General features: G+C 34.6%; 24 protein-coding genes and 1 tRNA gene. 18 read left to right on the top strand and 7 right to left on the bottom strand.

Annotated elements, in window-relative coordinates; all coding sequences use genetic code 11:
• Positions 1–14 precede the first annotated feature (14 nt).
• Positions 15–3,104 (bottom strand): SusC/RagA family TonB-linked outer membrane protein, encoded by a 3,090-nt coding sequence (locus tag O0955_RS12645; protein ID WP_269427909.1) that lies wholly within the window; start codon positions 3,102–3,104, stop codon positions 15–17.
• Between the two features lie 1,145 nt (positions 3,105–4,249).
• Here O0955_RS12645 and O0955_RS12640 point away from each other — a divergent pair.
• From O0955_RS12640 to O0955_RS12620, 5 genes are all read left to right on the top strand, one after another.
• Positions 4,250–5,506 (top strand): M20/M25/M40 family metallo-hydrolase, encoded by a 1,257-nt coding sequence (locus O0955_RS12640; protein ID WP_269427908.1) that lies wholly within the window; start codon positions 4,250–4,252, stop codon positions 5,504–5,506.
• 45 nt (positions 5,507–5,551) lie between these two features.
• A complete protein-coding gene (locus O0955_RS12635) occupies positions 5,552–6,025 on the top strand; it encodes a TspO/MBR family protein (RefSeq protein ID WP_269427907.1) in 474 nt (157 codons plus the stop codon).
• 29 nt (positions 6,026–6,054) lie between these two features.
• Positions 6,055–8,373, top strand: a complete 2,319-nt coding sequence (locus tag O0955_RS12630; protein WP_269427906.1) for a patatin-like phospholipase family protein — start codon at positions 6,055–6,057, stop codon at positions 8,371–8,373.
• Positions 8,370–8,900 (top strand): hypothetical protein, encoded by a 531-nt coding sequence (locus O0955_RS12625; RefSeq protein ID WP_269427905.1) that lies wholly within the window; start codon positions 8,370–8,372, stop codon positions 8,898–8,900. Before O0955_RS12630 ends, O0955_RS12625 begins: the two co-directional genes overlap by 4 nt.
• A 70-nt stretch (positions 8,901–8,970) precedes the next feature.
• Positions 8,971–9,546, top strand: a complete 576-nt coding sequence (locus O0955_RS12620) for a 2'-5' RNA ligase family protein (protein WP_269427904.1) — start codon at positions 8,971–8,973, stop codon at positions 9,544–9,546.
• Here the strand turns inward: O0955_RS12620 and tamL are convergent.
• Positions 9,543–11,963, bottom strand: coding sequence for a translocation and assembly module lipoprotein TamL (gene tamL / locus O0955_RS12615; RefSeq protein WP_487362612.1), 2,421 nt, complete (start codon positions 11,961–11,963; stop codon positions 9,543–9,545). The genes O0955_RS12620 and tamL overlap by 4 nt on opposite strands.
• Between tamL and O0955_RS12610 the strand changes: the two genes are divergently transcribed.
• From O0955_RS12610 to O0955_RS12555, 12 genes are all read left to right on the top strand, one after another.
• Positions 11,954–12,700, top strand: a complete 747-nt coding sequence (locus O0955_RS12610; protein WP_269427902.1) for a TrmH family RNA methyltransferase — start codon at positions 11,954–11,956, stop codon at positions 12,698–12,700. The two genes, tamL and O0955_RS12610, sit on opposite strands and share 10 nt — an antisense overlap.
• An 81-nt stretch (positions 12,701–12,781) precedes the next feature.
• Positions 12,782–12,855 (top strand) — tRNA-Cys (locus tag O0955_RS12605).
• 35 nt (positions 12,856–12,890) lie between these two features.
• Positions 12,891–13,061: a spore protein gene (locus tag O0955_RS12600; RefSeq protein WP_131538159.1), complete on the top strand. Its 171-nt coding sequence runs from the start codon at positions 12,891–12,893 to the stop codon at positions 13,059–13,061.
• A gap of 143 nt (positions 13,062–13,204) precedes the next feature.
• Positions 13,205–13,723 carry a hypothetical protein gene (locus tag O0955_RS12595; protein WP_269427901.1) on the top strand — a complete coding sequence of 173 codons (519 nt, stop codon included), beginning with the start codon at positions 13,205–13,207 and terminating at the stop codon, positions 13,721–13,723.
• Between the two features lie 50 nt (positions 13,724–13,773).
• Positions 13,774–14,310, top strand: a complete 537-nt coding sequence (locus O0955_RS12590) for a hypothetical protein (protein ID WP_269427900.1) — start codon at positions 13,774–13,776, stop codon at positions 14,308–14,310.
• Positions 14,311–14,516: 206 nt separating this feature from the next.
• Positions 14,517–15,611: a hypothetical protein gene (locus O0955_RS12585; RefSeq protein WP_269427899.1), complete on the top strand. Its 1,095-nt coding sequence runs from the start codon at positions 14,517–14,519 to the stop codon at positions 15,609–15,611.
• A gap of 96 nt (positions 15,612–15,707) precedes the next feature.
• Positions 15,708–16,349, top strand: coding sequence for a hypothetical protein (locus tag O0955_RS12580; protein WP_269427898.1), 642 nt, complete (start codon positions 15,708–15,710; stop codon positions 16,347–16,349).
• A 63-nt stretch (positions 16,350–16,412) separates the two neighbouring features.
• Entirely contained in the window at positions 16,413–17,300 is an 888-nt protein-coding gene (locus O0955_RS12575; protein ID WP_269427897.1) for a pepsin/retropepsin-like aspartic protease family protein, read from the top strand.
• Positions 17,301–17,332: 32 nt separating this feature from the next.
• Positions 17,333–17,599, top strand: a complete 267-nt coding sequence (locus O0955_RS12570; protein WP_269427896.1) for a YciI family protein — start codon at positions 17,333–17,335, stop codon at positions 17,597–17,599.
• Between the two features lie 464 nt (positions 17,600–18,063).
• Complete coding sequence (locus O0955_RS12565; protein WP_269427895.1) at positions 18,064–18,495, top strand: helix-turn-helix transcriptional regulator; 432 nt, start codon at positions 18,064–18,066, stop codon at positions 18,493–18,495.
• On the top strand, positions 18,480–18,761 hold the full coding sequence (locus O0955_RS12560; RefSeq protein WP_331283549.1) for a helix-turn-helix transcriptional regulator: 282 nt from the start codon (positions 18,480–18,482) through the stop codon (positions 18,759–18,761). Before O0955_RS12565 ends, O0955_RS12560 begins: the two co-directional genes overlap by 16 nt.
• A gap of 49 nt (positions 18,762–18,810) precedes the next feature.
• Positions 18,811–19,269 carry a GyrI-like domain-containing protein gene (locus O0955_RS12555; RefSeq protein WP_269427894.1) on the top strand — a complete coding sequence of 153 codons (459 nt, stop codon included), beginning with the start codon at positions 18,811–18,813 and terminating at the stop codon, positions 19,267–19,269.
• Positions 19,270–19,313: 44 nt separating this feature from the next.
• Here O0955_RS12555 and O0955_RS12550 read toward each other — a convergent pair whose 3' ends face one another.
• The 5 genes from O0955_RS12550 to nudK form a co-directional block, all read right to left on the bottom strand.
• Positions 19,314–20,354 carry a quinone-dependent dihydroorotate dehydrogenase gene (locus O0955_RS12550; protein ID WP_269427893.1) on the bottom strand — a complete coding sequence of 347 codons (1,041 nt, stop codon included), beginning with the start codon at positions 20,352–20,354 and terminating at the stop codon, positions 19,314–19,316.
• Positions 20,355–20,575: 221 nt separating this feature from the next.
• Positions 20,576–21,226: an NAD(P)-dependent oxidoreductase gene (locus O0955_RS12545; protein ID WP_269427892.1), complete on the bottom strand. Its 651-nt coding sequence runs from the start codon at positions 21,224–21,226 to the stop codon at positions 20,576–20,578.
• Positions 21,227–21,533: 307 nt separating this feature from the next.
• Entirely contained in the window at positions 21,534–21,944 is a 411-nt protein-coding gene (locus O0955_RS12540) for an Rrf2 family transcriptional regulator (RefSeq protein WP_269427891.1), read from the bottom strand.
• A gap of 99 nt (positions 21,945–22,043) precedes the next feature.
• Complete coding sequence (locus tag O0955_RS12535) at positions 22,044–22,337, bottom strand: tetratricopeptide repeat protein (protein ID WP_269427890.1); 294 nt, start codon at positions 22,335–22,337, stop codon at positions 22,044–22,046.
• 135 nt (positions 22,338–22,472) lie between these two features.
• Positions 22,473–23,057 carry a GDP-mannose pyrophosphatase NudK gene (nudK, locus tag O0955_RS12530; RefSeq protein ID WP_269427889.1) on the bottom strand — a complete coding sequence of 195 codons (585 nt, stop codon included), beginning with the start codon at positions 23,055–23,057 and terminating at the stop codon, positions 22,473–22,475.
• A gap of 183 nt (positions 23,058–23,240) precedes the next feature.
• Here nudK and O0955_RS12525 point away from each other — a divergent pair, with 183 nt between their 5' ends.
• Entirely contained in the window at positions 23,241–25,148 is a 1,908-nt protein-coding gene (locus O0955_RS12525; RefSeq protein ID WP_269427888.1) for an ABC-F family ATP-binding cassette domain-containing protein, read from the top strand.
• Positions 25,149–25,228 lie beyond the last annotated feature (80 nt).

The raw sequence follows: 25,228 nt of genomic DNA, 5'->3' as shown, positions 1-25,228 counted from the left end.
TCTATCAATTAATTTTATAAATCAACTTTAAACCCTACTGTAAAGGTTCTGGCTATAGGCAAACTTGTTCCATCATAAGTACCATTGTAGTTGATTAACTCCGGATCTGTACCTGAAAAATTGGTGATTGTAAATAAATTACTTCCGGTTACGTATACGTATGCTTTTCTAAAGCCAAGCTTTGATTTTGAAAGGAAACGTGCTTTTGACAGATCATAACCAAATGTTAATGATCTTAATTTTACATAAGAAGCATTTTCCAAAAATAAATCCTGATCTACGCGATACGGAACAACATTACTCCAGGTATTATATATCGGATAAGTTTTAATATTATCACTGGTTTGCCAGGTTGTGATTTCTTTTATTGAGTTAATATCACTTGCCGTTTCGCGGTTTGCAAAATCATATCTCGAAGCATCAAACTGGTTGATTGCTTTTTGGCCCAGAGCAAAGAAGAAGTTAAAATTTAAAGTGAAATTACCATAGTTAAAGGTGTTACCCCAGCCTCCTGTAAGTTTAGGTAAACGATCTCCTTTCATAACTTTATCCGCATCTGTTACATTATAATCGCCATTATAATCAACCCATTTCGGATCACCTGCTTTTAAAGCAATACCATTAAATGCAAGTTTTTTATTGTTTGCAGGATTCACCGGAACTTCAGCATCCGAATTATAAATACCTGCATTGCTGTAAAGCCAATACGAACCTACTGAGTGGCCAACGGTTAATTTATTATCACCGATAACCAATGAATTTAAATTATCAGGTAAAGCTTTAAGGGTATTTTTGTTAAAGCCAAAGTTTAAAGTTGAAGACCAGCTTAATTTATTTTCATTAGTTAAAACTTGAGCACTAATCAGCACATCTGCACCTTTGTTATTAATCCACATCCCATTTTTGTAAATGCTTGCATAACCACTCTCGGCCGCAACAGGTAAGTTTAACAACTGATTTTTATCATCTCTGTTATAAAGTGAAACAGCAGCGTCTATTCTTCCGCGAAATAAAGATGATGCAAGGGTAAAGTTAAATCTGTCTGAGTAAGGCAATGTGATTCCGTAGCCAACCCAACCTGTATTATAAGGTCTTGAAACCCCCATTGCAGCACCAAAAGTTGGAATAGTAGGTTCTTCATTCCAGCCATACTCTACCCGGTATTGCGGGCCTGCACCAAATCTGTCATCTGTAAAAATTTTAGCACTTCGCCCCCAGGATACACCCGCAGTTAACGAATTGAAGAAATTGTTGTTTTTAAGGAATTGATTTTTAAGGTTCCATTCAGCACTAACCGCAGGAGTAGTAATCCATCTGCTATCTGGTTGCCCGTTAGACGATCCATCTCTTCTGATGATACCTGCAAAAGTTAATAAGTCTTTATATTCATATTTAGCCGATGCATGAAACGACACTAAACCGTTTTTCATTTTATCCGTATACCTGAACACATAAAAACCAGAAGCCTTTTCTGCTAAAGTATTTAAGTAAATAATATTACCATTTTTATCATAACCTGCATTCGAGTTTCCACTAACTACATTTATTTTAATAAAATCATTAGGCCCGTTATAAGCTCTGGCGTAATTGTATTTATAGGTATCGCCCTGAGTGGTTTGCCCTAAGCCAAATTGAAATTTATGATCCTTATTTAAATCATATTTATAAGTCAATACATTATTAAGTCCAAAACGCTGGTTATAACCAAAATAATTAGATACATAATTTACTTTCTCCATCAAAGTAGAAGGAAAAAATGCATCACGGATACCTTCATTATAATCAAATAATAAACTGGTAACAAAATTTAACCTCGGTGTTAATTTAAAATTTAGAGATAGCGATCCGTTTACCAGATTGTTACGGTTATCATCAACCACTTTATCATACTCATCTAAAAAAGTTTGATAATTGTCTTTATTTGGCGAAAGTGGATTTACAAGATCCGGTAAATACCTAACCTCAGCAAAACGATCTCTCAAACTTCTGTTTCTAGCCCTGTCCAACCTCGATGCATTAATAAAACTTGAAACCGTTACCCAATCAAATGGTGCCATATTAATAGCAAACGAAGCATTATAACGGGTTAAAGAAGTTGCATCGGCATTGCCTGCGCTCTTTGTTCCTGAACCAAAAAATCTAAAATTTGCACGATCAGAACCTCCGGAAATACCTAAATCTACGGAGTAAGTCGGATTGGTTTTATAATATGAATCATTCCAGTTAGATTTCCCAAAGTAATCGGTGTTGGTAGAATCTTTTAAGTAAGAAGCATAATTGGCATAGTTGTCAGCGGTAGCATATTTTTGATAAAAAGGCTTTCTGAAGTTGTTTTCAAATACACCATTAACCGTACTTACATTACTGGCTTGTACCATCCCGAAGTAAGAATTAACACTAATTTCTCTTGTTCCGCTCTTTGCAGCCCTGGTGGTAATCCAAATTGCTCCATTAGCGGCATTTGGACCAAGTTTGGCCAATGAAACCGGATCTTTTATAACTTCAATCGAAGCTATGTTATCTATATCTATGGAAGATAATAGATTGGTTGCAGGTCCGATTCTGTTGTAATCGTATTTCTGAACATCATAAGCAAAGGGATTATCCTGAACTAAAGGAATCCCATTAATATATACAACAGGTTGTACGTTATAAATATCTCTCTTATTAAAAATTGGGGAGGATGTACCCTGAATAATCATGCTTTGTTCCGTACCGGGTTCTCCGGTGGTTTCCTGAACATATAATCCGGCAATATTACCTTTAAGCATCTGCTGTAAAGATAAATTTGGTATCGCTCTGGATATTCCAACAGATAATGAGTCTTTATTACCCTTAAAAAGCCTGTTTAGCCTTATATTTCGGCCTAAAGTATCTTTTTCGCCAGCAACTTTTAATGTAGAATCTTTTGCTGTTTTTTGCTTCTTATTTGTATCAATAGCAAGTGTTTGATTCTTTACCTTTATCAGGTCACCTCCTTTACACACCCTGTTATAAAGATTAATTTTAAAATCTTTCCCAACAAGAGTTTTAGCCTGAACGACTGAGAAACCAAAAATAGATAACAACAAGGCACAAAAAATACCTTTAATGATTTTAACCATTTTTATTAGTTTAATTAAGTTTTATTAATAAGGAATAATTGATCTGTTAAAACTTTCGGGGCCAATTATGTCTGTTTGAGATTTTTGGGCACACCAATGCCATAGAAAAAGAAGTAAATTTTTTGAACATAGAATTTGGTTTAAAGGTTAGTGTCTGTTTTTATAACTATTTATAAGTTTAAAAGCTTTTTGTTTGTTTGTTAAAAAACCCGGGAGTGAAGGCATTTCAATTCTCCTGCTTTTCTTGCTCAACTATACCTTAGTTAAGGGTATATTTTTTATTAAGCTTGCTTAAAAAATTAAAATACCTGGGTATTTTTTAGGATGTTGTTATTCTTTGTAATAGGGAGTAAATTTTTTATTCATTGGTTTTGGTTTAAGTTGATGGTTTATGTTTTGATCTCTAACTGTTGCAGCAGAAAAGAAAATCTTTATTTGTTTTTAAAATCTACCCTGGTCAGAGGTAGTTTCGTTGTTATTATACCTGGTTAAAAGCAATATTTTATTAAGTCCTATCAGCAAAAAAATATACTTCTTTGCCCTATTATTAATCCAAGTTAAAAATTAAACAAACCCGATTTTTATTTTTTTTAACGCAAACGTTTGCCTAAAAACAGAGCCAACAGAGAAAACCGCACATATAACATTAAGCTTATGGATACAATTTATTATGGCATAACAAGAAGAATTTTGTTTTTAATGTTTCCATATTCTTACTTTTTTGTTTTTTTAGGTAAACTTACCTACGCCTATGGCCAAACATCAAAATAAATCACTACAAATTAAGCACTTGATTAAAAATCGAAACAGGTTGGAAACTAAATAATAACAAACTTAGCGCAAACGTTTGCTTAGTCTAAGTTGCATAAACAAAGGAGAGATTCACTAAAGGGTTGTAATTCTTTAATATAAATACATCCTGATCAAATGTACATTTATGCCAAATGGCTGATCCCTTTCAATTAAAAGGTTTTTATGTTCAAATTGTTACAGCCCTACACTAATAGTAATCACCAATCATTTAATACATTAGCCTTTCAATTTGATTCCATATGAAAAAATGCTGCATTCTTTTATTGTTTACCTGTTTTAGTTTAGTATCAAATGCCCAAACTATTGTTAAACGGCATACAGACATTGAAAAAATGGTAAAAGCGGTTAACGCAGATTCCCTAAAATCTTACATCACCAAAATGGTTTCTTTTGGTACCAGAAATACACTGAGTGATCAAAAAAGCAAGAAAAATGGCATTGGCGCAGCAAGAAACTGGGTGGTAAGTAAGTTTAGCCAGTTTGCAAAACAAAGTGATGGTCGTCTTTCAGCCTTTTTAGATACGGTGACCATTAAAGCGGATGGAAAAAGAGTTGATGCACCCACTTTATTAGGTAATGCAGTAGCGGTTTTAAAGGGTACCGACCCCAATGATAAACGTGTTTTTGTAGTCAGCGGGCATTTAGATAGCCGGGTTACCGATGTAATGAACCGCATTAGTGATGCGCCGGGTGCCAACGATGATGGAAGCGGCGTTGCTGGAGTAATTGAAGCAGCAAGAATTATGAGTCAATATAAATTTCCTGCAACAGTAATTTTTGTTGCCGTAAGTGGCGAAGAACAATCGCTATTGGGATCTGGTTTTATGGCCGGAAAAGCAAAGAAAGAAGGCTGGGAAATTGAAGCAATGCTTAATAACGACATGATTGGCAGCAACAACAGCAGTGAAACCCAGGTTATAGACAACACCAAACTCCGGGTTTTTAGCGAAGGTTTGCCAGCTTTGGATTTAGATAAAAATGCAAAAAACATCAGGCAGTTTGGTTTAGAGAATGATGGAAAAAGCAGACAGCTGGCTCGTTATGTAAAAGAAATTGGCGAACGTTATGTAGATCAGCTGGAGGTAAAATTAATTTACAGAAACGATCGTTTTTTACGTGGTGGAGACCATACTCCTTTTGTTGAAAATGGCTTTACTGCAGTTAGAATTACTGAAATGAACGAAAATTTCGAACATCAGCATCAGGACTTAAGAACAGAAAACGGCATTAAATATGGCGATTTAATAGAGTATATGGACTTTGAATACCTGAGGAAAAATACTGCAGTAAACATTTCAGTGCTGGCCAATTTAGCTAAGGCGCCCGCTACCCCACAAGAGGTAAAAGTTGATGTTAAAAATTTGAGCAACTCTACTTTTTTATATTGGAAAGCACCCGCAGCAGGTATAAATAAAGGTTATTATGTGCTTATGCGCGAAACAAGCAGTCCGGTTTGGCAGAAAAAGTTTTATACAACGGCTACAGAATTGCGTTTGCCTTATAGTAAAGACAATTATTTATTTGCCGTTCAAAGTGTTGGATCAGAAGATAATGAAAGTTTACCGGTAGTACCGGGAATTGGCCGTTAGGTAAAACTTTTAGGTTTTATTATTGTTTAAAGTCAAATTAGCAAAATGAAATTTAAACCTTTAGCGCTTATCCTTAGCATTGCCCTAACCCTTGGAATTGGTGCATTGGGCGGCTGGGCAACGGCACAATCTGTAAAAACCTGGTATCCAATCCTTAACAAGCCATCATTTAACCCGCCAAACTGGGTATTTCCATACGCCTGGACAACAATTTATATCCTGATCGGTATTGCAGCCTATTTGGTTTGGATGAAAAGAGATAAAATTGTTCACTTTCCCCGAACTGTTGCCATTTATCTGATTCAGTTGGTTTTAAATTTAAGCTGGTCGTTTATATTTTTCTATCTGCACGAAATTGGTTTTGCACTGGCAGAAATTATTCTGTTATTACTGGTAATTCTTATAAATGCCTATGTATTTTACAAAATTGATAAATGGGCAGGTTTACTTTTCATTCCATACATCCTTTGGGTAACTTTTGCATCATTTTTAACATATAACATCTTTATATTGAACTAAACTTTAAAAGTAAAACCTTATTTTTAGGGGTGCTTACTTTTAGATGTTTTTTGCTGATGCTTCTTTTCCTGTGCTGTATCCAGTTACATGCGCAAAAGGTAGGTCTTGTTTTTAGTGGCGGTGGTGCAAAAGGTTTGGCGCATATTGGTACGCTAAAAGCACTGGAAGAAAACCATATCCCGATAGATTATATTACCGGAACCTCAATGGGAGGCATTGTTGGTGCCATGTATGCTTCGGGTTATTCTCCGGCACAAATAGAAAAAATTGCTTTGAGCAACGATTTTCAAAACTGGGTAAATGGCCGTTACACAAGCGATTACACTTTTTTCTTTCAAAAAAACGCACCTAATGCTTCTATGCTTACCGCTAAAGTTGCCATTGATACCGGGTTTCACTTCAGTTTCAGGTCTAACCTGATTAATGATATTCCACTAAATTTTGCCTTTCTGGAGCTTTTCTCTCAGGCATCTGCGGTTTCAAAAGATAATTTTAATAACCTTTTCATTCCTTACAGGTGTATGGTAGCCGATGTATTGTCGCAAGAAAGCATTACTGTAAGCAAAGGCAGTTTAGCCGAAGCAGTTAGGGCAACCATGACGGTTCCGGTTATTTATCGCCCGATTAAGCTGGATAACAAATATGTTTTTGATGGTGGGCTCTACAATAATTTCCCGGTGGATGTAATGACCAAAGAATTTAAGCCGGATTATATTATTGGAGCCAATGTATCCTCTAAAACGTATAACGAATACCCTAAAAATATAGATGACAGACTGATGAACCGCTTTTTGGTGTTCATGTTTTTATCTAAGTCTGATTCTACTATGATTGGTAAAAATGGGGTTTACATTCAACCGGAGGTAGGCGATTACAGTGTTTCTAACTTCTCACCGGTAAAAGAGCTCATTCAAAAAGGTTACGAAGCAACCATGGCTAATATGCCTAAAATTAAGGCTTTAATCAGCAACAGAGTAAGCGATGAGGAATTGGAAAAGAAACGGGCACAGTTTAATGCCAAAAAACCAGACCTTCTATTTAGCAATGTAACGGTATCGGGGGTTAACAACGATCAGAAAAAATATGTTGAACGGCTTTTTAAAAGCGATAAAACAACTTTCAATCTTCAGGATATTAAGCGTGGTTATTATAAATTGGTTGCCGATCAAACTTTTGAAACCATTTATCCCAGAATATCTTATCAGGCTGCAACAGATAGTTATACCTTTGAAGTAATTGCCAAACCGAAAAGAAGTTTCAAGCTTGATTTAGGCGGGAATATCTCCACCAGGCCAATCAGCAATGTTTTTTTAGGTGCCGAATACAACTATTTAAACAGAAAGGCGTATACTTTCGGTACCAGTTTTTATTCTGGCCGCTTTTATGAATCCGTACAAATTAATGGCCGTGTAGATTACCCTACCCGTTTACCCCTCTTTTTAGCAGCAGAATTAACTTATAATCACTGGAATTTTTACAACACCAGTCAAATTTTTATTGAAAACCCCCGCCCTATTTACATCGAACAATCTGATCGTAAAATTGATTTGATGATAGGTATGCCGCTAAACCACAACACTAAAATTGTATTACACTCTACGTTCATCAATAATAATGACCGTTACAGTCCGAATAATACGTTTGCAGTGGGTGATATTTTAGACCAAACGATTTTTAATGGCTTTAAAGGTTCCTTAAATTTAGAGAAGAACTCACTCAACAGAAAGCAATATGCAACCAGAGGTCAAAGTTTCTCTTTGAGTTTTAATTACACCACCGGACGTGAAAATTATAACCCCGGTAATATTTTCAGAAATACGCCGGGATTTATCAAAGGCTTACCAGAACAGCAGATCAGACATTGGGGAAGCATCAAATTAACTCAGGAAAATTATTTCCTGCACCTTAAAAATTATACATTTGGCTATTTAATTGAAGGTGTAATCTCCAATCAGCCATTGTTTAAAAATTATTACTCTAGCTTACTCATGTCTCCGGCATTTTATCCACTTCAAGACAGCCGTTCATTATTTCTGGATAAATTTAGAGCAACTACCTATATTGCCGGGGGTGTGAAAAATATTTATAGCTTAAAAAAGAATCTGGATTTCAGGTTGGAAGGATATCTTTTCCTGCCGCATAAAGAATTCGAACTCAATAATTTTCAGGATGTTGATTATGCAAAGGCAATTAGTAAAATACGTTATGCAGGCACCACCGGCTTGGTTTATCACACGCCAGTAGGCCCTGTAAGCTTAAGTTATAATTTATATAATGATGCAGTTAAAAGAAATGGTGTATTATTGCACATTGGCTATTTAATTTACAACAAACGTTCTATAGAATGAAACGACTATTTATTTTCTTTTCTCTCAGCTTAATCAGCTTTTTTGGCTTTGCCCAAACCGCAGCCATTAATAATTTTCTTGTTAAAGAAAATTTGCTTAAAAATAATAAACTGGCCATTATTGCCGCCGACTCTTTAAATAAGCCAAACGAAAACATTAACGGTATTTATACCTTTAGTGTAAGTGGTTTTACGCAAAGCTTAAAATTTAATGATGGTGTAGCAGTATTACCGCTTCCTATTGAACGTTCTACATTTGTTTACCTCAAACATCAAAACGATACAGGTACGCACAGCAAGCTTGTTTACGTGTATAAAAAAGATACTGATTTAAGCCCTTACACCATTAATAGTTTATGGCTCTTCATTATTCCTATCGTACTGATCTTAATTGCCTTTGCTTTCAGGAAACTCATCATATTTGTGGCAATTGTATTCGTCATATTTATTTACTTTAATCACAGTAACGGCTTAAATCTTTCTACGTTTTTTGAAAGTACGTTTGATGGATTAAAAAATCTTTTTTGAGGACTGACATAAGGAATTATTTTTTTCATAAACGCCTATTAATTACTAATATTTTTAGTAATTTTAGTCTATGGAAAATTTATTTTTAGTTTGTATTATCCCACCAGTAAGTATAGTAGAGGATATCGATCTCATCAGAAATGACATTTCTGCAAAGTATAATGTTCACGAATCTTTAAAAAGGCCAGCACATATTACGCTTTACAATCCTGTAAAATTATCTTCAGCTTTACAGGAACAGAAGTTCTTTGATGCTTTAGAACGGGCTTGTTTTATGAATACCTTTGAACAGGTTTTAAAGAATTTTAGTGCATTTGCTCCACATACCATTTATATCGATGTAGAGAAGAATGATGAAATTATGAAACTTCAGGGCCAGATTAAAAAAGAACTTAAACCATTGGCTTTATTACCAGAGAAAAATAATTTTAAGTTTACGCCACACTTAACCATTGCTTTTAAAGATGTTAAGCCTGAAACATTTGAATCTATTATGAATGAATATCAGGAAAAGCAATTTAAAAGAACTTTTACAATCAATAACTTCTCCGTATACAAATACATGGATAAAAGATGGCGGCCCTACAAAGAATTTCAATTTAAGCATATCGAAAATAAGCCTAAGCCATTAAGCCTTTTTGATTAAAAAGGCATTCCTATACCAAAGTTATACTGAATAAAACGGTAAGTATCCGGACCATTGGTTAAGCTATATGCGTCTTTAAAGGCCCGTCCTCCAGATAGAAATTTACTAACCACCCATTGATCAGAACCCGAGAACTGTGGGTCCTTAAGTTTTAAGCCAATATCGAATCTAAATACGAAATATTGTACATCATATCTAAAGCCCATACCCGTTCCTATCGCGGCTTGCTGCGCCAGTTTACTTAATTTAAATAAAGTTGCCTGTTTCACTTCCTCACTTATACCACCACTTAATGTACTTTTTCCATTAATGTTCCAAACATTTCCCATATCAACAAAAGCAGCTCCTTTTAAAACACCTCCAAAAAACTTCTTCAATAAAGTATAGCGATACTCAAAATTGGTTTCAATTTTCATCTCTCCCAATTGATCCAATCCAAACAAGGCTTTTCTTCCGGCTTCAGTAGCAATTACAGCACGGTTATAATTACCCGGACCTAAGGTTCTGGCCTGCCATGCCCTTATTCCACTTGAACCACCTGCAAAAAATAATTTTTCAAATGGAATTCCTCTTTCTTCCGAATTTCCGTAGGCATATCCAATACCGGCGCTTAGTCTGGCAACAAATTGATTTGATTCACCTAAATGTTTATACCAGCGTATATCTATTTCCGGACGCACATATTGATTAAATGGTAAACCTAAAATTTTGGCATAATCTCCATTTGCAGCATCATGTTTGGCACCCGTTAAGCTGGATATGCCTTGTAAAAGGTTTCCTGCTATATCAATATTACCTCTAAAATATATAAAACTCCTCAGGTCATTTAGTTTATTGGCGTTTAAGGTATAGGCATATTTCATTCCCAAGGTTAAATCTTTTCTATTTAACAAGAGGCCATAGTATAAGTTGTTGAGGAGAATTTCTTCCGGAATTTTTGGGTCCAGATTTCCAAATCTATACTCAAAATTTAAAGGTGTAAAGGAATGCAGTTTAGATTTTGTTTCAACCCAGTCATAGGTAATGGAGTTAATAAAAATCCGTCTTACCGAAACATCCTTTTGTAATGCGTAAATGTAACTGGATGAAAAAGTTGTATGCGGCATTCCATTAGCCCCCAAAACAGGGTTGTAAAATGGGATAAGCAACCTTGGCACCGTTATACTCGCACTGATGGAGAAATCACGCTGATAAATGTCTTTGAATGGCTTTGCTCCATCTCCTATGCGGGATTGCAAACCGCCTTTAACCTGTAATTCAAACCGCTCTGCCCCTCTAAAAAGGTTGTTATTGGTATAGGTATTACTTAAGTTAAAACCTACGGTACCACCATTAAAAGGAACCTCTCCCTCAATGCGGTTGCTCATTACCTTTTGAGGTGTTAAAAGAATAATCGGGTTAATTTTATTTGAAGTACTATCGCGGTTAAAATAATCGATCTTAACATTTTTAAAAATGTTCAGTTCGTATAAACGGTCGTAGGTTAAATTTTCCTTTCTGATGTCGTACAATTCGCCCTGTTTCAAATAGTCGTAACGCACAATCGGGTTTTTTCTGTAACGTTTAGAAAAATCGGTAAAAATAATCCCATTTACAGTATCCTTACTCAATTTTGTACGAACCGAATCAGGGAAACCGTCCGGATTTGGAGCAATAATCATGTGTGTGTAACCAATATTATATTGCCTGTGTCCATCTTTTGTTGGCGGGTTGGTTATATTTAACCGCAAATTAACATCGCTCACATTTGCTGTTTCAATAACATCAAAATTCACATAAGGCCGTAGAAAATAGAAATAACCATTTTCCTTCATAATCTTATAAATCTGTTCCCTTTCATAAGTTAACGAATCCGTATCAAATTGCATTCCTTTGTGTAAATGCGTTAATCCAGGTTTATTGGTTTCGTAAATATTCTTAATATTTTGATTAGAAATAGAATCGGTAATATGGCTGATAAAAGAAGCAGGTCCCGGATCAGCCTTAAATTTAATTTCTGCCTTTTTATCTTTTACCTTAATATCTGAAGTAACTTTTGCCTTAAAATATCCTTTTCCCCTAAGAAATTTTTGAATTTGATTACGCGAAATCTCAACCAGTGTACTGTCTAAAATAGCAGGTGGTGTTCCAAAAGGTTTAATGTTATTGGTTTTATAACGGCCATCCTTAGTATTGAATAAATTATACAGTGGAACGTTAATGCTGTAAGGAGAAGTTGGCCTGATGTCCTTTTGAACATAGTTATAAGCCTGCTCTTTAAATTTTGAATCAACACTATCTATCGTAACTTTTTTAACAATAGCCTGGTAGTCTGCAATATATTTAGTTGATGAACAAGCCTGCATTAAAACAATAATTATAAGTAATATTGCAGGGCTTTTCAGTTTAAAATTTATTAAGTATTTGTATGCTTTCAAAATCTCAGATTAGTTTTATTAAATCGTTACATCAAAAAAAATATCGCCGTGAAAATGGGTTGTTTATTGTTGAAGGCATAAAATCTATAAAAGAATTTATACAATCAAGCTACCAGATCCACTCTATATTTTACAGCAGTGAACAACACAATTTGTTACCCAAACTGGCTGCAAATATAAACTTATTTGAAGTAAACAACGCTGAGTTAGCGAAGATTAGTACATTACAAACTCCACAGGGCTTTTTAGCGCTGGTGAAGTTTCAGGAAAACAAAAAGTTAAACATTAAAGATTTGGATGGCCAGTTTACACTTGTGCTGGATGGAGTACAGGATCCGGGAAATATGGGTACTATAATCAGGACAGCTGACTGGTTTGGTTTTAAAAATATTATCTGTTCTGAGGATACTGTTGAAGCTTATAATCCAAAAACTGTTCAAGCCACCATGGGCTCGCTTGCACGAGTAAACGTCTATTACGAAAATCTTTCTTCTTTACTTGATGAAGTTAAAATACCGGTTTATGGGGCTTTGCTTGACGGAGAATCTATTTACAAAACCAAGTGGAAGAGAGAAGGATTGGTTATTTTAGGTAATGAGGGAAAAGGAATTACAGAAGAAATTATAAAAAAAATCAGTTATCCGGTTACCATTCCAAGAATTGGCCAGGCAGAATCTTTAAATGTTGCAGTCAGTGCTGCAATTTTTTGTACTGAAATAGTGAGAGATAGCAAATAACATCGAATATAATTCAAAATTAAGCTCAATATATTTGTTAGCTAAGTAATAATTGCTATTTTTGCAGCCTTGAATTTATCAGGTCGAGTGGCCGAGTGGCTAGGCAGAGGTCTGCAAAACCTTCTACAGCGGTTCGAATCCGCTCTCGACCTCCATTTGTACAAATAAAATATAATAAAAGGTTATTACCATGGCAGTTACCAGATTAAAAAGAAAAGACAGAAGAAATAAAAACTTTGCTCATCAGGAAGTAGATTTCTTAAAAAGAGCAACTAATATCGAATTAGGAAGTCGCTCTGCACAACCTAAAAACGATCAATTAGCTAAAAACAATGCTGTTTTAGCTGCATTGGCAAAATAGTTTTTAGAAACTCTTAAAAAATTTAAAGCATCCTATTGATCACAGGATGCTTTTTTTGTGCCTTCTATTTTCGATTATTCATTTGTAATGTATATTTTGTATAAACTAAAATTAAATTCTAAAAAACGCTTAAACGAGAAATAATGACCATCGAAGAATTATTTAAGGATAAATCAGTAAAAGCAAAGGCAAAAGTAGCCCAAATTGGTGAGTGGTTATTGGAAAACACTTTACCAAGTGATGAATTACTGGCCTTTGCTGAAACACAAAATGCAACAAACAGAGCAACTTGTATCGAAGCTATTGAATACGCAACGAAGAAAAATCCAAATCTCGCAGATGAAACGGTTTTCTTTTTTGTAACTAAAGCTTTGAAAGAAGATGAACCACGAATAAAATGGGAAAGTGCAAAAGTTATTGCAAATATTTCCAGTAAATATTCTGACAAACTTGATTCTGCAACCACCAATTTGCTTGAAAACGCGGTTCATAACGGAACTGTTGTTCGCTGGGCAACAGCTTTGGCTCTTGGCGAGATACTAAAATTAAAAACGAGTCGTAATATAAAACTGATGCCTGTTTTGGAAAAATTATCTGAAGCTGAGGAAGATAATGGGGTTAAGAAAAAATATCTTGATGCAATAAAAAAAGCGAAAAAATAAAATAATAGAAAGAATCAGGGATAACAGGTCTAATTAAAATATTAAATGATATGAATACGATCATATATTTTTCTTTGAATATATTATTGGCATTTTTCACCTGTTATCAATCCGATAATGACAATATCAGGCAAAATCTTAACTTAACAAGTCAGGAGAAAATAGTAAAACAAAACGTTTGTATTACTCAAGCTGATGCCGAAAAAATTTTAGGACAATCTGCAAAACTGACTGAAAATTCTTCTGAAAGCAAAAATGGAATTACAAAATTCAGATGTACCTATACTACAAATATCACCGGCTCTAAAATAAGTAATTTATATTATCTGCTTGAAGAGTTTAAAAATATAACTTCTGCACAAAAGACATATACCAGCATTTTAAAACAAAATGAAAATATGCCCGGGTTAAAAAAGTTAAATGAGCCCGGTGACCAGGCATTTTTACACACTGACAATGAAAATTTTCTGATGATTATAGTCAGGAAAAACAATAAAATATTACGCTTAAAAGTAAATAAACTAACAAACATGACTTCTTCAAAGGAGTTACAGAATATTTCAAAAGCGATAACAGCAACACTTTAACAAAAGGTAGCACCCCTCCTAGGCTTTCTGCCAGCAATTTAAAACACGCATTTATCAATAGAAATCAAACCCGGAATACGATCATTTCTCTTTGAAAAATTACGAATCGTAAATCATTTCCAGCGAATTGTAAATGGTTTTGAAGAATGGCTATAAAGTATTGTTTATTTAGCAAGTAGTGTAACTACAAAATAACATGACATATTATGAAAAATGTAGACAAAGCAAAGTTATTCGAATCATCGACTATAAAGACTGATTTTGGAATATTAACAACATTAGTTGCTGACACAGGAATTTCGGCTAAAGAAAGTATTTCATTTGCTAATAAATCTCTTTTAGCAAACTATGTTTATAATAAAAACGAAACTTACAATTTAGTTTATACCATTATAGACAATGATGGTAAAGAAGAAAGTTTTGTAGAAGATAGTGGCATTTTACCAACATTATTTTTCAGTTCGGATAACAAAGCATATGTTTCCATTATTCCACCTTATACCAATAAAGAACTGGAAATAAGCATACCGATTTTTAACCGGGAAAATATAGATGTACCAAAAGGTGATAAGCCTTTTACGGGCAGTTTTATTGGTTCAACTGAAAAACATTCAGTCTTTTATAATGTAGATATTTGGTCAGACACAAAACCAGATCAGCTTCTTGCCATTGAATTCAAAAATGGAATGATAAAAAAAAAATACAATTTAAAAGTCTCATTACCGAGAAATAACAAAGTGTTTATCTCAAATCACGAAATTCATTTATTAGCAAAAGATGGTAATGCCTGGTTGCATAGACAAATTGATGAAAAAGGAAATGAAATCAGACACAGAAAAATTAATAACAGACAAAAATTTTACAGACAAATTTTAAGCTTGTCATTTGAAAAAGATTCTTATCTCTTAACGCAGGAAAAGGGTGTAATTATTATTGAAAAAATTGACATCAACGGAAAATGCGAAAAAATTAAACTTATCGATATTAAAGATCCATTCTTTAATACCTGGCAACCTGTTAAACTTGCTGACGATACTTATATAACCAGATTTAACGGAGAGTTTGGAAATGGTTGGTTTACGACAAAAAAAGATACATTATTGGAAATATTTTTCAGTAAAGGCGTAAAAGGTTATAAGAATTTGCTTACAAATGAAATTTTAGAAATGGAAGATGATAAGCTGGTTATTTCAGGCATAAATAAAACAACCGAAAACGCTTATGCAATTGTGTTTTACCCGATGGCAGACCGGGGAATAAAAAACAATAAGTTAATTGTATTAAACAGAGAAATAAAATAACATTAACCGGTGGCAGTTTAAAACGAGGGGGACTAACTGATTTCTGTTATACATACACGGATAAACTTTGAACACGATTTATAAAACAATTTGAAATTGAAAAAATACCTTTGGATATTCGGAATAACGCTGTTAGCGGTAGTTCTATTTTTAAAATTTGTGGTTGGTTTTAACCAAATAGGCTTTCATCTTACAGAATTAAAATCTTATTTATTTGGGAATACTAATTCGAAACCTGCAACAGAAATAGTAAAAAGAAATGTTGCTGGTGTTTCAGATTCAACTGCAGTTTTGCCGGTAGAAGATTTCTATCCGGCAGATATCAATATATTAGATGCACATGCTAAGCAAACGGAGTTAGAAGCCATCAAAAATGCACATTTTGAAAACTTAAGAATCTCTAAAAACTCACCATCCGATAAGGATGCAGAGGTTGCACTTACTCATTTGACCAATAGCAGATTGACAGACGTCATTATCCGCCAAAAACTGAACATTAAAATTGGCAAATGCTACGAAAATGCAAAGAAGGAAGGCAATTTTAACTGTGTAAGCTGCATGATTTTACTTTACAACCGGGAGAAAAAAGATTGGCAGGAAGCCCCAAATGGCGACAATTTCATGAAAAACGCATATGATTTTTATCAGGCTTCGAATGGTGAGGATTGGGAAGCCAAAGATTTAACCATGAAAATTCCTTTTGATTACGCATTATTTGAAAAATACACGGCCAAATAAAATCGTGCTAAAGCACACAAAGTCTTCCTCTAAGCAAACACATCTATTTTAAATACAACATTCATGATAAAAAACCTGTTTATAGCATTCATTTTATTATCAACTCATGCAATTGCGCAAAATAAACCACTGGAAAGTGACACTATCCCGCTAATTATCAATAAACAAAATACGATCTATGTAAAGGCTGTTTTTAATGATAGTGATACATTAAACTTAAATTTCGATACCGGAACCACCGAACTTGTACTTACAAATAATGTTTTAAAAAATAAACTCAAATCTGTCCCAAAGCTTTACAATACCGTTTACAATCTCAAAATCGGGAACCATGATTATAAAACAAAAATCTACGATGCAGAATTGACGGGGCATGATACTGACGGAAGATTTGGCTGGGATTTATTCAAAGATAAGACTGTTGAGCTCAACTACGACAAAAATGCATTAATCGTTCACAATCAACTGCCTGCATACGTATCTAAAGATAGTAAGTTCAAAAAATTCCCCATTAAATACTTTAAAGAGCTTTTTTTGATAGAGGGCACTATTTCTCAAAACGGCATTAAAAACACAAGTTTATTTTTATTTGATACAGGCTACCAACGAACAGCGATGCTTGACAATGATTTACTGAAATTGAGTAACTTCCCTGCAGAAAAAATGGAAGTGATAAAAAAAGTAATGATGAAAGGCGCTCAGGGAAATGAAATACCTGTAATTACCTCTAATTTGGAATTACTGAAAATTGGAAACTATAAATTAAAAAATGTTCCCGTTCAGCAAATTACAGCTAACAAACCTATGAGAGGTGAAAATATTCACATTTTAGGTAATGAAATATTAAAAAGATTCAACACGTTTCTTGATTTCCAAAACAATGTTGTTTATTTGAAGCCTAATCAATTATTCAACGCAGAATATGTTGAAAAAATGAAAAATGGCATTTAAGATTGCCTGAAGTTTTTTAAAAACCAACTAAAATGAAAGCAGTATTAATTGGAGAACCGTCTGGTGTATCAATGGAAACCATTATGACAGTTTATCCCAGACATAAAATTATTGTCGATAAATATATTGAGAGTGGTGAGATAATTGGCGTTGGGCCATTTTCTGACATGGGAAGTATGGCTATATTTAAAACCCGTGCAGCAGCCGAACAGTTTACAAAGGAAGACCCATTTATTCTGGAAGGTATTATAAAATCATTCGCAATTAAAGATTGGAATGATATAGTGCTGCCTGAATAATGATAAAGAACCTTAAAAGGGTATTCTAAATTAAATACATTAAGAATTAGCGGTACGGGATTCACAAGAAACTGAAGAGATGAAAACAGTAATATTTATTTGTGGCCTATACAATATTGCATTTGCACTTTTCCACTTCGGATTTTGGAAAATATTTCGGTGGGACAATGACTTGAAAAAATTAAGCTTTGCAAATAGAGGAATCATGCAAATTTTAAACATTCAAATTAGTTATTATTTCATTTTGACCGCCATTATTTGTTTCGTTTTTCCAAAGGAACTTATGACAACTAAACTTGGAAATTGGTTTTTAACAGGATCTTCCATATTTTGGCTCATCCGGACCGTACAACAATTCATTTTTTTAAGGGCAAATCATTATAAGATACATGTTTTAACCGTTATCTTTTTAGCAGGAGCTATTCTTTTTGCCCTACCTGTATTAAGTTGACATTTTAAACCTTATGATTGACAATGACACTAAACGTCTTTCCAGATTAACGGCTATTTTAATTCACTTACAAACCAAAAGGTTGGTGACTTCGACAGAACTGGCCAAAAAGTTTTCAGTAAGCGTACGCACCATTTACAGAGATATTAAGGCACTGGAGCAAGCAGGTGTTCCTGTTTTATCCGAAGAAGGTAAAGGCTACTCTATTATTGAGGGCTACAATATTCCTCCTGTAATGTTTACTGAAAGTGAGGCCAATGCACTGATTACCGCAGAACAACTCATTTTAAAAAATAAAGATGCTTCTTTTGTAAAAGAATATACAGGCGCAATTTTTAAGATAAAATCTGTTTTAAAAAACAATACTAAAGACAAAGCAAATTTGCTGGCAAACCGGATTGTTTTCAGGCAAAATGTAGCTGAGGATATCTGCAACTGGCTTTAACCAATTATAAACTAACTCAAATTGAATATTATTCTCCTGACAATGATGCAACCACAAAGAGATTAGTTGAGCCTTTTGCTTTATACAGCACACAAGAAAACTGGCTTTTAATTGCATGGTGTCGTTTAAGAATGGATTTTAGATCTTTCAGACTTGACAGAATAAAAACGTTGAACCTGCTTGATGAACAATTTGAACCGCAGAAAATGTCATTACAGGAATATTTTAAAATTTGCCTTGAAAAATCTTCTCAACCCCTGACATAGGGCTGTCGTAACTCAATTATATTTTTGGGCTTAATTAAAAACCATCAAAATGAGTAGTCAAACCATTGAAAAATTTTGCGTAGTTGGAATTTCCGTAAGGACAACAAATGAAAACGGACAATCCGGAAAAGATATCCCTGAACTTTGGAACAGGTTTATGACTGAGAATATTTCGGAGAAAATCCCAAATAAAACCGGTAATGCGGTTTATGTTATTTATACAGATTACGAGAAAGATCATACAAAACCTTATACAACGATTATTGGTTGCAAAGTTTCAAATTCAGCATCTGTTCCTGAAGGCATGATCGAAAAAACCATTGAACAGGCTGCTTATGCGAAATATGCAGTGAAGGGAAATATTTTACAAGGACTGGTGTTTGATGCATGGGTAAAAATCTGGAATGCTGACATACAAAGAGCTTTTACAGCTGATTTTGAGGTGTATGGCGAAAAAGCACAAAATCCTGAACAGGCCGAAGTTGATATCTTTATTGCAGTAAAATAATAAAATTAGGTTTGAAGCGTGAATGGTATTTGCGCTTCATTATTTTAAACCTGTATGTTAACCAGGCTTTTGCAAATGTCTTTAACTAAGCCAGGGCCTTCGTAAATAAAACCTGTATACAGTTGTAACAGGCTTGCACCAGCATCTAATTTTTCCTGAGCGTCTTCCGGAGAATGAATACCTCCAACCCCAATTATTGGAAACGCTTTACCCGATTTTTCAGATAAATAACGGATTACCTCCGTTGAACGATCTTTAACTGGTTTACCACTTAAACCACCGGTTTCATCTGTAAGTTCCTTTTCTGTTGCCAGGTTTTCACGGCTAATGGTGGTGTTAGTGGCAATAATTCCGGCAATATTAGTTTCTGAAACAATTTCAATAATATCATCCAATTGCGCATCCGTTAAATCGGGTGCTATTTTTAATAAGATTGGACGCGAAATATCATTTTTACGGTTGCGCTGCTGTAAGGTATTCAGAATATTTTTTAATGGTCCTTTCTCCTGTAGCTCGCGTAAACCCGGCGTATTCGGAGAACTTACGTTAACCACAAAATAATCAACAACATCAAATAATCTGTCAAAACATTTTATGTAATCACTTACTGCATCTTCATTAGGTGTAGTTTTATTTTTACCAATATTTCCACCTACAACAATATCAGGATGTTTATCCTTTAAAATCCGCAAACGTTCGGCCATTACATCTACTCCTTTATTGTTAAAACCCATTCTGTTAATCAGGGCTTCATCATTAGGTAAGCGAAACATACGTGGCTTATCATTTCCCGGTTGTGGCATCGGGGTAACGGTTCCAACTTCAATAAAACCAAAGCCCAGATTGCTTAAAGCCTCAACATACTCGCCATTTTTATCAAAACCAGCCGCCAAACCAACAGGGTTTTTAAATTTAATTCCGAAAACTTCCTTTTCCAATCCTTTAACATGAAAATCAAAACTGCTTCTGATAATGGTTTTTCCAAGTGGAAATCTGTCATTAAACCATTTTAACCGCTTTACGACAAAATAATGCACGTTTTCGGGATCAAATTTGAAGAAAATTGGTTTAATAAGGCGATACATGCAACGAAGATAAAATAACTAAATGTAAAATGGAAAAGGTAGAAGTATAATTCTACCAATATTCCTTTATCCAGTTTACAATTATACGAAACTGCTTAAATTTCAACTAAAATAATTTCCTTAAAATTGTTATGCTGAATTTTTGCAAAGCATATAAGGTCTTCAACAGGCTCATACTAACATGCAAAAATCTAATTGAAATTTAAGCAGTTTTCAGAATTTTAATACGCAGCGGTAAATTGTTCCTGATAATGCGCATTATTCTCCAGTTCATCTGCAATAACAACTGCTAAATCTTCAACTGAAAGGATAGAACGGCCATCTTCATTAAAAACAGGACTGGTTTTACCTAAACGATATTTACCTGTACGGCCTGTGGTTATGCCCTGGTGCATTTCTATAGCCGGACTAAAAAACAACCAATCTAATTCCGTTTCATTTTTAAGTGTATTAAAATAATCCCTAACGGCAGTTGCACCCGGTTTATAAGCTTCAGGAAAATCTGGGCCGTCCACGATTTGATTACCATCGATTTGTAAAGTACCGGCTCCTCCTATAAAAATATAACGTTTAACGCCAGCTACTTTTACCCCTTTTTGAATCGCCTCTGCTCCTTTAATCGTATCTGCATAAAGATTTGGATTGGCCCAGCCGGCATTAAATGCACTTACAACGGCATCAGCACCTTTTACTGCCTCCGCCAATTTATCTGTATCTAAAACATCTGCTTGTTTTTTAGTCAGTTTATCACCTTCGGTTTCAATTTTATTTACATCACGTGCAATAGCGGTAACTTCGTTTCCACGACTTAATAATTCTTTTAAAATTGCGGCTCCTACAAATCCTGAGGCTCCAATTAATGCTACTTTCATATTATTTTAATTTTTATGTTTTGAATTTTGTTCTTTTAATTTAATAGTTACCACTTCATTTCGCCGGTATTCATTTTTGCACCTGCGTCTAAACTTCCTTTATCGCCTAAATCCGGATATTTTATTTCCATGGCTTTAATTAATCTTTTGAATCTTTATGTCTCGTCAGTTCAATCTCAAAGTCTTTCAGATATTTTGGTGTAAATAAAATAGCAAAAACAAAGGCCAGGCCATTAAAATTGATTTGATTTTCATAGAGATTATTTTATATTGTAATTAATTTTATTACAGTTTATCATAAAAAAATTTAACTAAATTTTGAACTAAAATCTGACAGATTCTGGCCCGAAAGATTTCTGATTAATGCATTTTCAGCATCATGATATAATTGATCAAGGTGTTTATTAATTTGTTTTCCAACAGGACAATTTGGATTAGGCTCATTTTTGCTCTCGCCTAAAATACTTTTCTGTTTTATGGCCAGATAAACATCACCTAAATTAATATCAGCTGCACTTTTAGCTAAAGTACTTCCCCCACCCTTGCCTTCTTTACTTTGAACAAAACCGTATTTACGCAAGTTAATAATCTCTTTACGTACCAAAACAGGGTTAATATTAATGCTACCTGCAATCCAGTCAGAAGACACTAATGCACCTTTCGCCTGATCGAGGAGCGTGAGTATGTGTAAAGAAATTGAAAACCGGCTGTTATTCATTCTGTAATTATTTTTATTACAGTACAAAAGTAGAGATAATATTTAGATTTTCAAATATTTATTTTAAAAAATTGTCAATCTGAGTTGTTAGCTTAACCGTTAAAGGTTATTTTTTTCTAACTCTTTTAGATTATTTAAACTGGTTGGATTTCCAGCAGCAGCTGCCTTTTCCCAATATTTTTTAGCGTTTTCGATATTGTTTATCTTAAAATAAGCAACACCCAAATCATTTAAAACAATTTTATAATTTTCATGATCAGGGCTGATTTTACTGATGTACTTTTCAAGTTTAGGAATCGCTTGTTTGGGGTTGTTTGATTCTAAATAAATGGTTCCTGAATATATTAAGGCTTCTGTATTATCTAATTCTTCGGCCAGATTAAAATAAACCAATGCCTCATTGTATTTTTCTTGCTGAAAATAATCAATCCCCCTGGGTTAAAAATCTTTCATTGTCCTTTTTAAACAAAAAGAAGTAGGCCATGCCTCCAAGCATCGCAACTACACCTAAAATTGCAATTAACTTCCTCATCCTAGCAGGTTATTAATTTGAGCATACTGAAGCAGCATAATTGTTTTGCCATCTTTAATCTCTCCGCTTTCAATCATGTTCACCGCTTCTTCGAAAGGCATTTCCATTACTTCTATGTTTTCCTGTTCTTCATGGTGCCCACCACCCTCACTTACCTTCATTTCTTTTGAATATTCGGCTACAAAAAAGTATAATATTTCTGTAACCGAGCCTGGCGACATATAGGCTTCAAAAACCTTCTTTACCTCGGTAATTTTATAACCTGTTTCTTCTTCCGTTTCGCGTTTAATTGCTGTTTCAGGATTATCTTTATCCAGCAAGCCTGCACAGGTTTCAATCAACAGGCCACTTTCGTTTCCATTAATATAAGTAGGCAACCGGAATTGCCTGGTTAAAATAACGGTTTTATTTGTTTTGTTATACAGTAAAATGGTTGCGCCGTTGCCTCTGTCATAAGCCTCTCGATTTTGAGTTTGCCAACTGCCATCTTTCTTTTGGTATTGAAAAGTGATCTTATTTAAGGTATACCAGTTATCTGAAAGGATTTCTGTGCTAAGGATTTTTACATTGTCGTTATTCATTTCTATAGGTAATTTATAACTCAAACCTATACATTTTAATCATTCAAAACTGATAAAATTTGATTTTCTTTTTAACCCTTTTGGTCAGATCTGACCAGCTTAAACGCTTGCTTAATTCATGCGATCAGGAATTTGATTTTCAAGCAAAAAATAGCCTTTAAAATTCGTACTTTTGCAGCCGAAATGATTTCAATAAATAATTTAACATTCCTGATTGGCTCAAGAGCCTTATATGATGAAGCGAACTGGCATATTAAACCGGGCGATAGAGCCGGCTTAATTGGTGCTAACGGGACAGGAAAATCTACACTTTTAAAAATAATTGTTGGTGAGTATGCGCCAAGTTCGGGTACGGTTTCTATGTCTAAAGACTTGAAAATCGGATATTTGAACCAGGATTTACTTTCTTACGATTCTCACCATAGTATTTTACATGTGGCCATGGAGGCTTTTGAACGCCAAAACCAGCTGCATGATGAAATTGAGGAGTTGCTTAAAAAAATCGAGACCGACTATAGTGAAGAGGTTTTATATAAATTAAGTGACAAACAACAAGAGTTTGAAGCCCTTGATGGTTACAATATAGAATATCGTGCAAATGAAATTTTAGCCGGTTTGGGTTTTAGCACAGCAGACCAGGTTAGGCCACTTAATACCTTCTCGGGAGGATGGCGTATGCGGGTGATGCTGGCGAAGATTTTACTTCAAAATCCTGATATTTTATTACTGGATGAGCCCACCAACCACATGGATTTACCCTCAATTAAATGGTTAGAAAACTATTTAATGGGTTTTGAAGGGGCAATTGTAATCGTTTCTCACGATAGATATTTCCTGGATAAAATTGTAAACCGTACTGTAGAATCCCGCAAAGGAAAATTAACGGTTTATGCGGGCAACTACAGTTTCTATGTAGAAGAAAAAGCTTTACGGGGCGAGATTCAAAAAGGAGAATTTAAAAACCAGCAAGCCAAAATTAAGCAGGAAGAACGCTTAATTGAACGTTTTAAAGCTAAAGCAAGCAAAGCCAAAATGGCTCAGTCGCGGATGAAAGCTTTAGATAAAATGGAGCGTGTGGATGATGTGGATGATGATAATCCAACTGTTAACTTCAGCTTTAAATTTACCAAGCCGTCGGGCAGACACGTGGTTAGAATTGAGCACGCAACTAAAAGATACCCTAACGTTCATATTTTAGAAGATGCTGAAGGTGTGATTGAAAAGGGTGACAAAATTGCCCTGATCGGTGCGAACGGTAAAGGTAAATCTACTTTATTGAGAATTATTGCCGGTACCGAAGGTTTTGATGGTTTCTGTGAAACCGGACATAATGTAACAACTACTTTCTTTGCACAGCACCAATTGGAATCTTTGCATCTGGAAAATTCTATTTTAGAAGAATTACAGGCTTTTGCGCCAAAACATACCGATACAGAATTGCGCAGTATTTTAGGCTGTTTCCTTTTTACAGGTGATGATGTTTTTAAGAAAATTAAAGTCCTTTCCGGAGGTGAAAAATCAAGGGTTGCACTGGCAAAATCTTTAACAACAGATTCGAACTTCCTGATTCTGGATGAGCCAACCAATCACCTGGATATCCAATCGGTAAACATCTTAATTCAAGCCTTACAACAGTTTGAAGGTACTTTTATTTCTGTATCTCACGACAGGTATTTCTTAGATAATGTGGCTAACAAGATCTGGTTCATTGAAGAAGAAAAAATCAAACAATACCCAGGTACTTATGCGGAGTATGAGGAATGGAATAGTAAAAGGGTAATTCCGGTTTCTAAGCCTATCCCGGTTAAATTACCTGAAAAACAGAAAGAAGAGCCAAAACCTGCTGCTCCGAATACGGCTAATCAGTTGAAAAAATTAAATGATGAATTGCAGAAAACAGAAAAGCTGATTGCTGATCTGGAAGCGGCTGTAAAAACCATTGAAACAGAATTAGCAGATGAAAATGTGTACAGCAAGGCTGATAAATTAGCTGAAGCCAATAAACGTTATTTAGCTACAAAACATGATTTAGACAATACCCAAAACAAATGGGAAAGTTTAGCCGCTGAAATTATGGAGCTTGAGGGGTAAAACCGATCAACCCTGATTATTTATATGATTAAGCCGAAGCACGCCTTCGGCTTTTTTTATGATCAAACTCTTCGTATTTA

It is taken from the genome of Pedobacter punctiformis (assembly GCF_027213715.1).
Classification (GTDB): domain Bacteria; phylum Bacteroidota; class Bacteroidia; order Sphingobacteriales; family Sphingobacteriaceae; genus Pedobacter; species Pedobacter punctiformis.
This window is presented reverse-complemented; position numbering and strand designations above follow the sequence as displayed.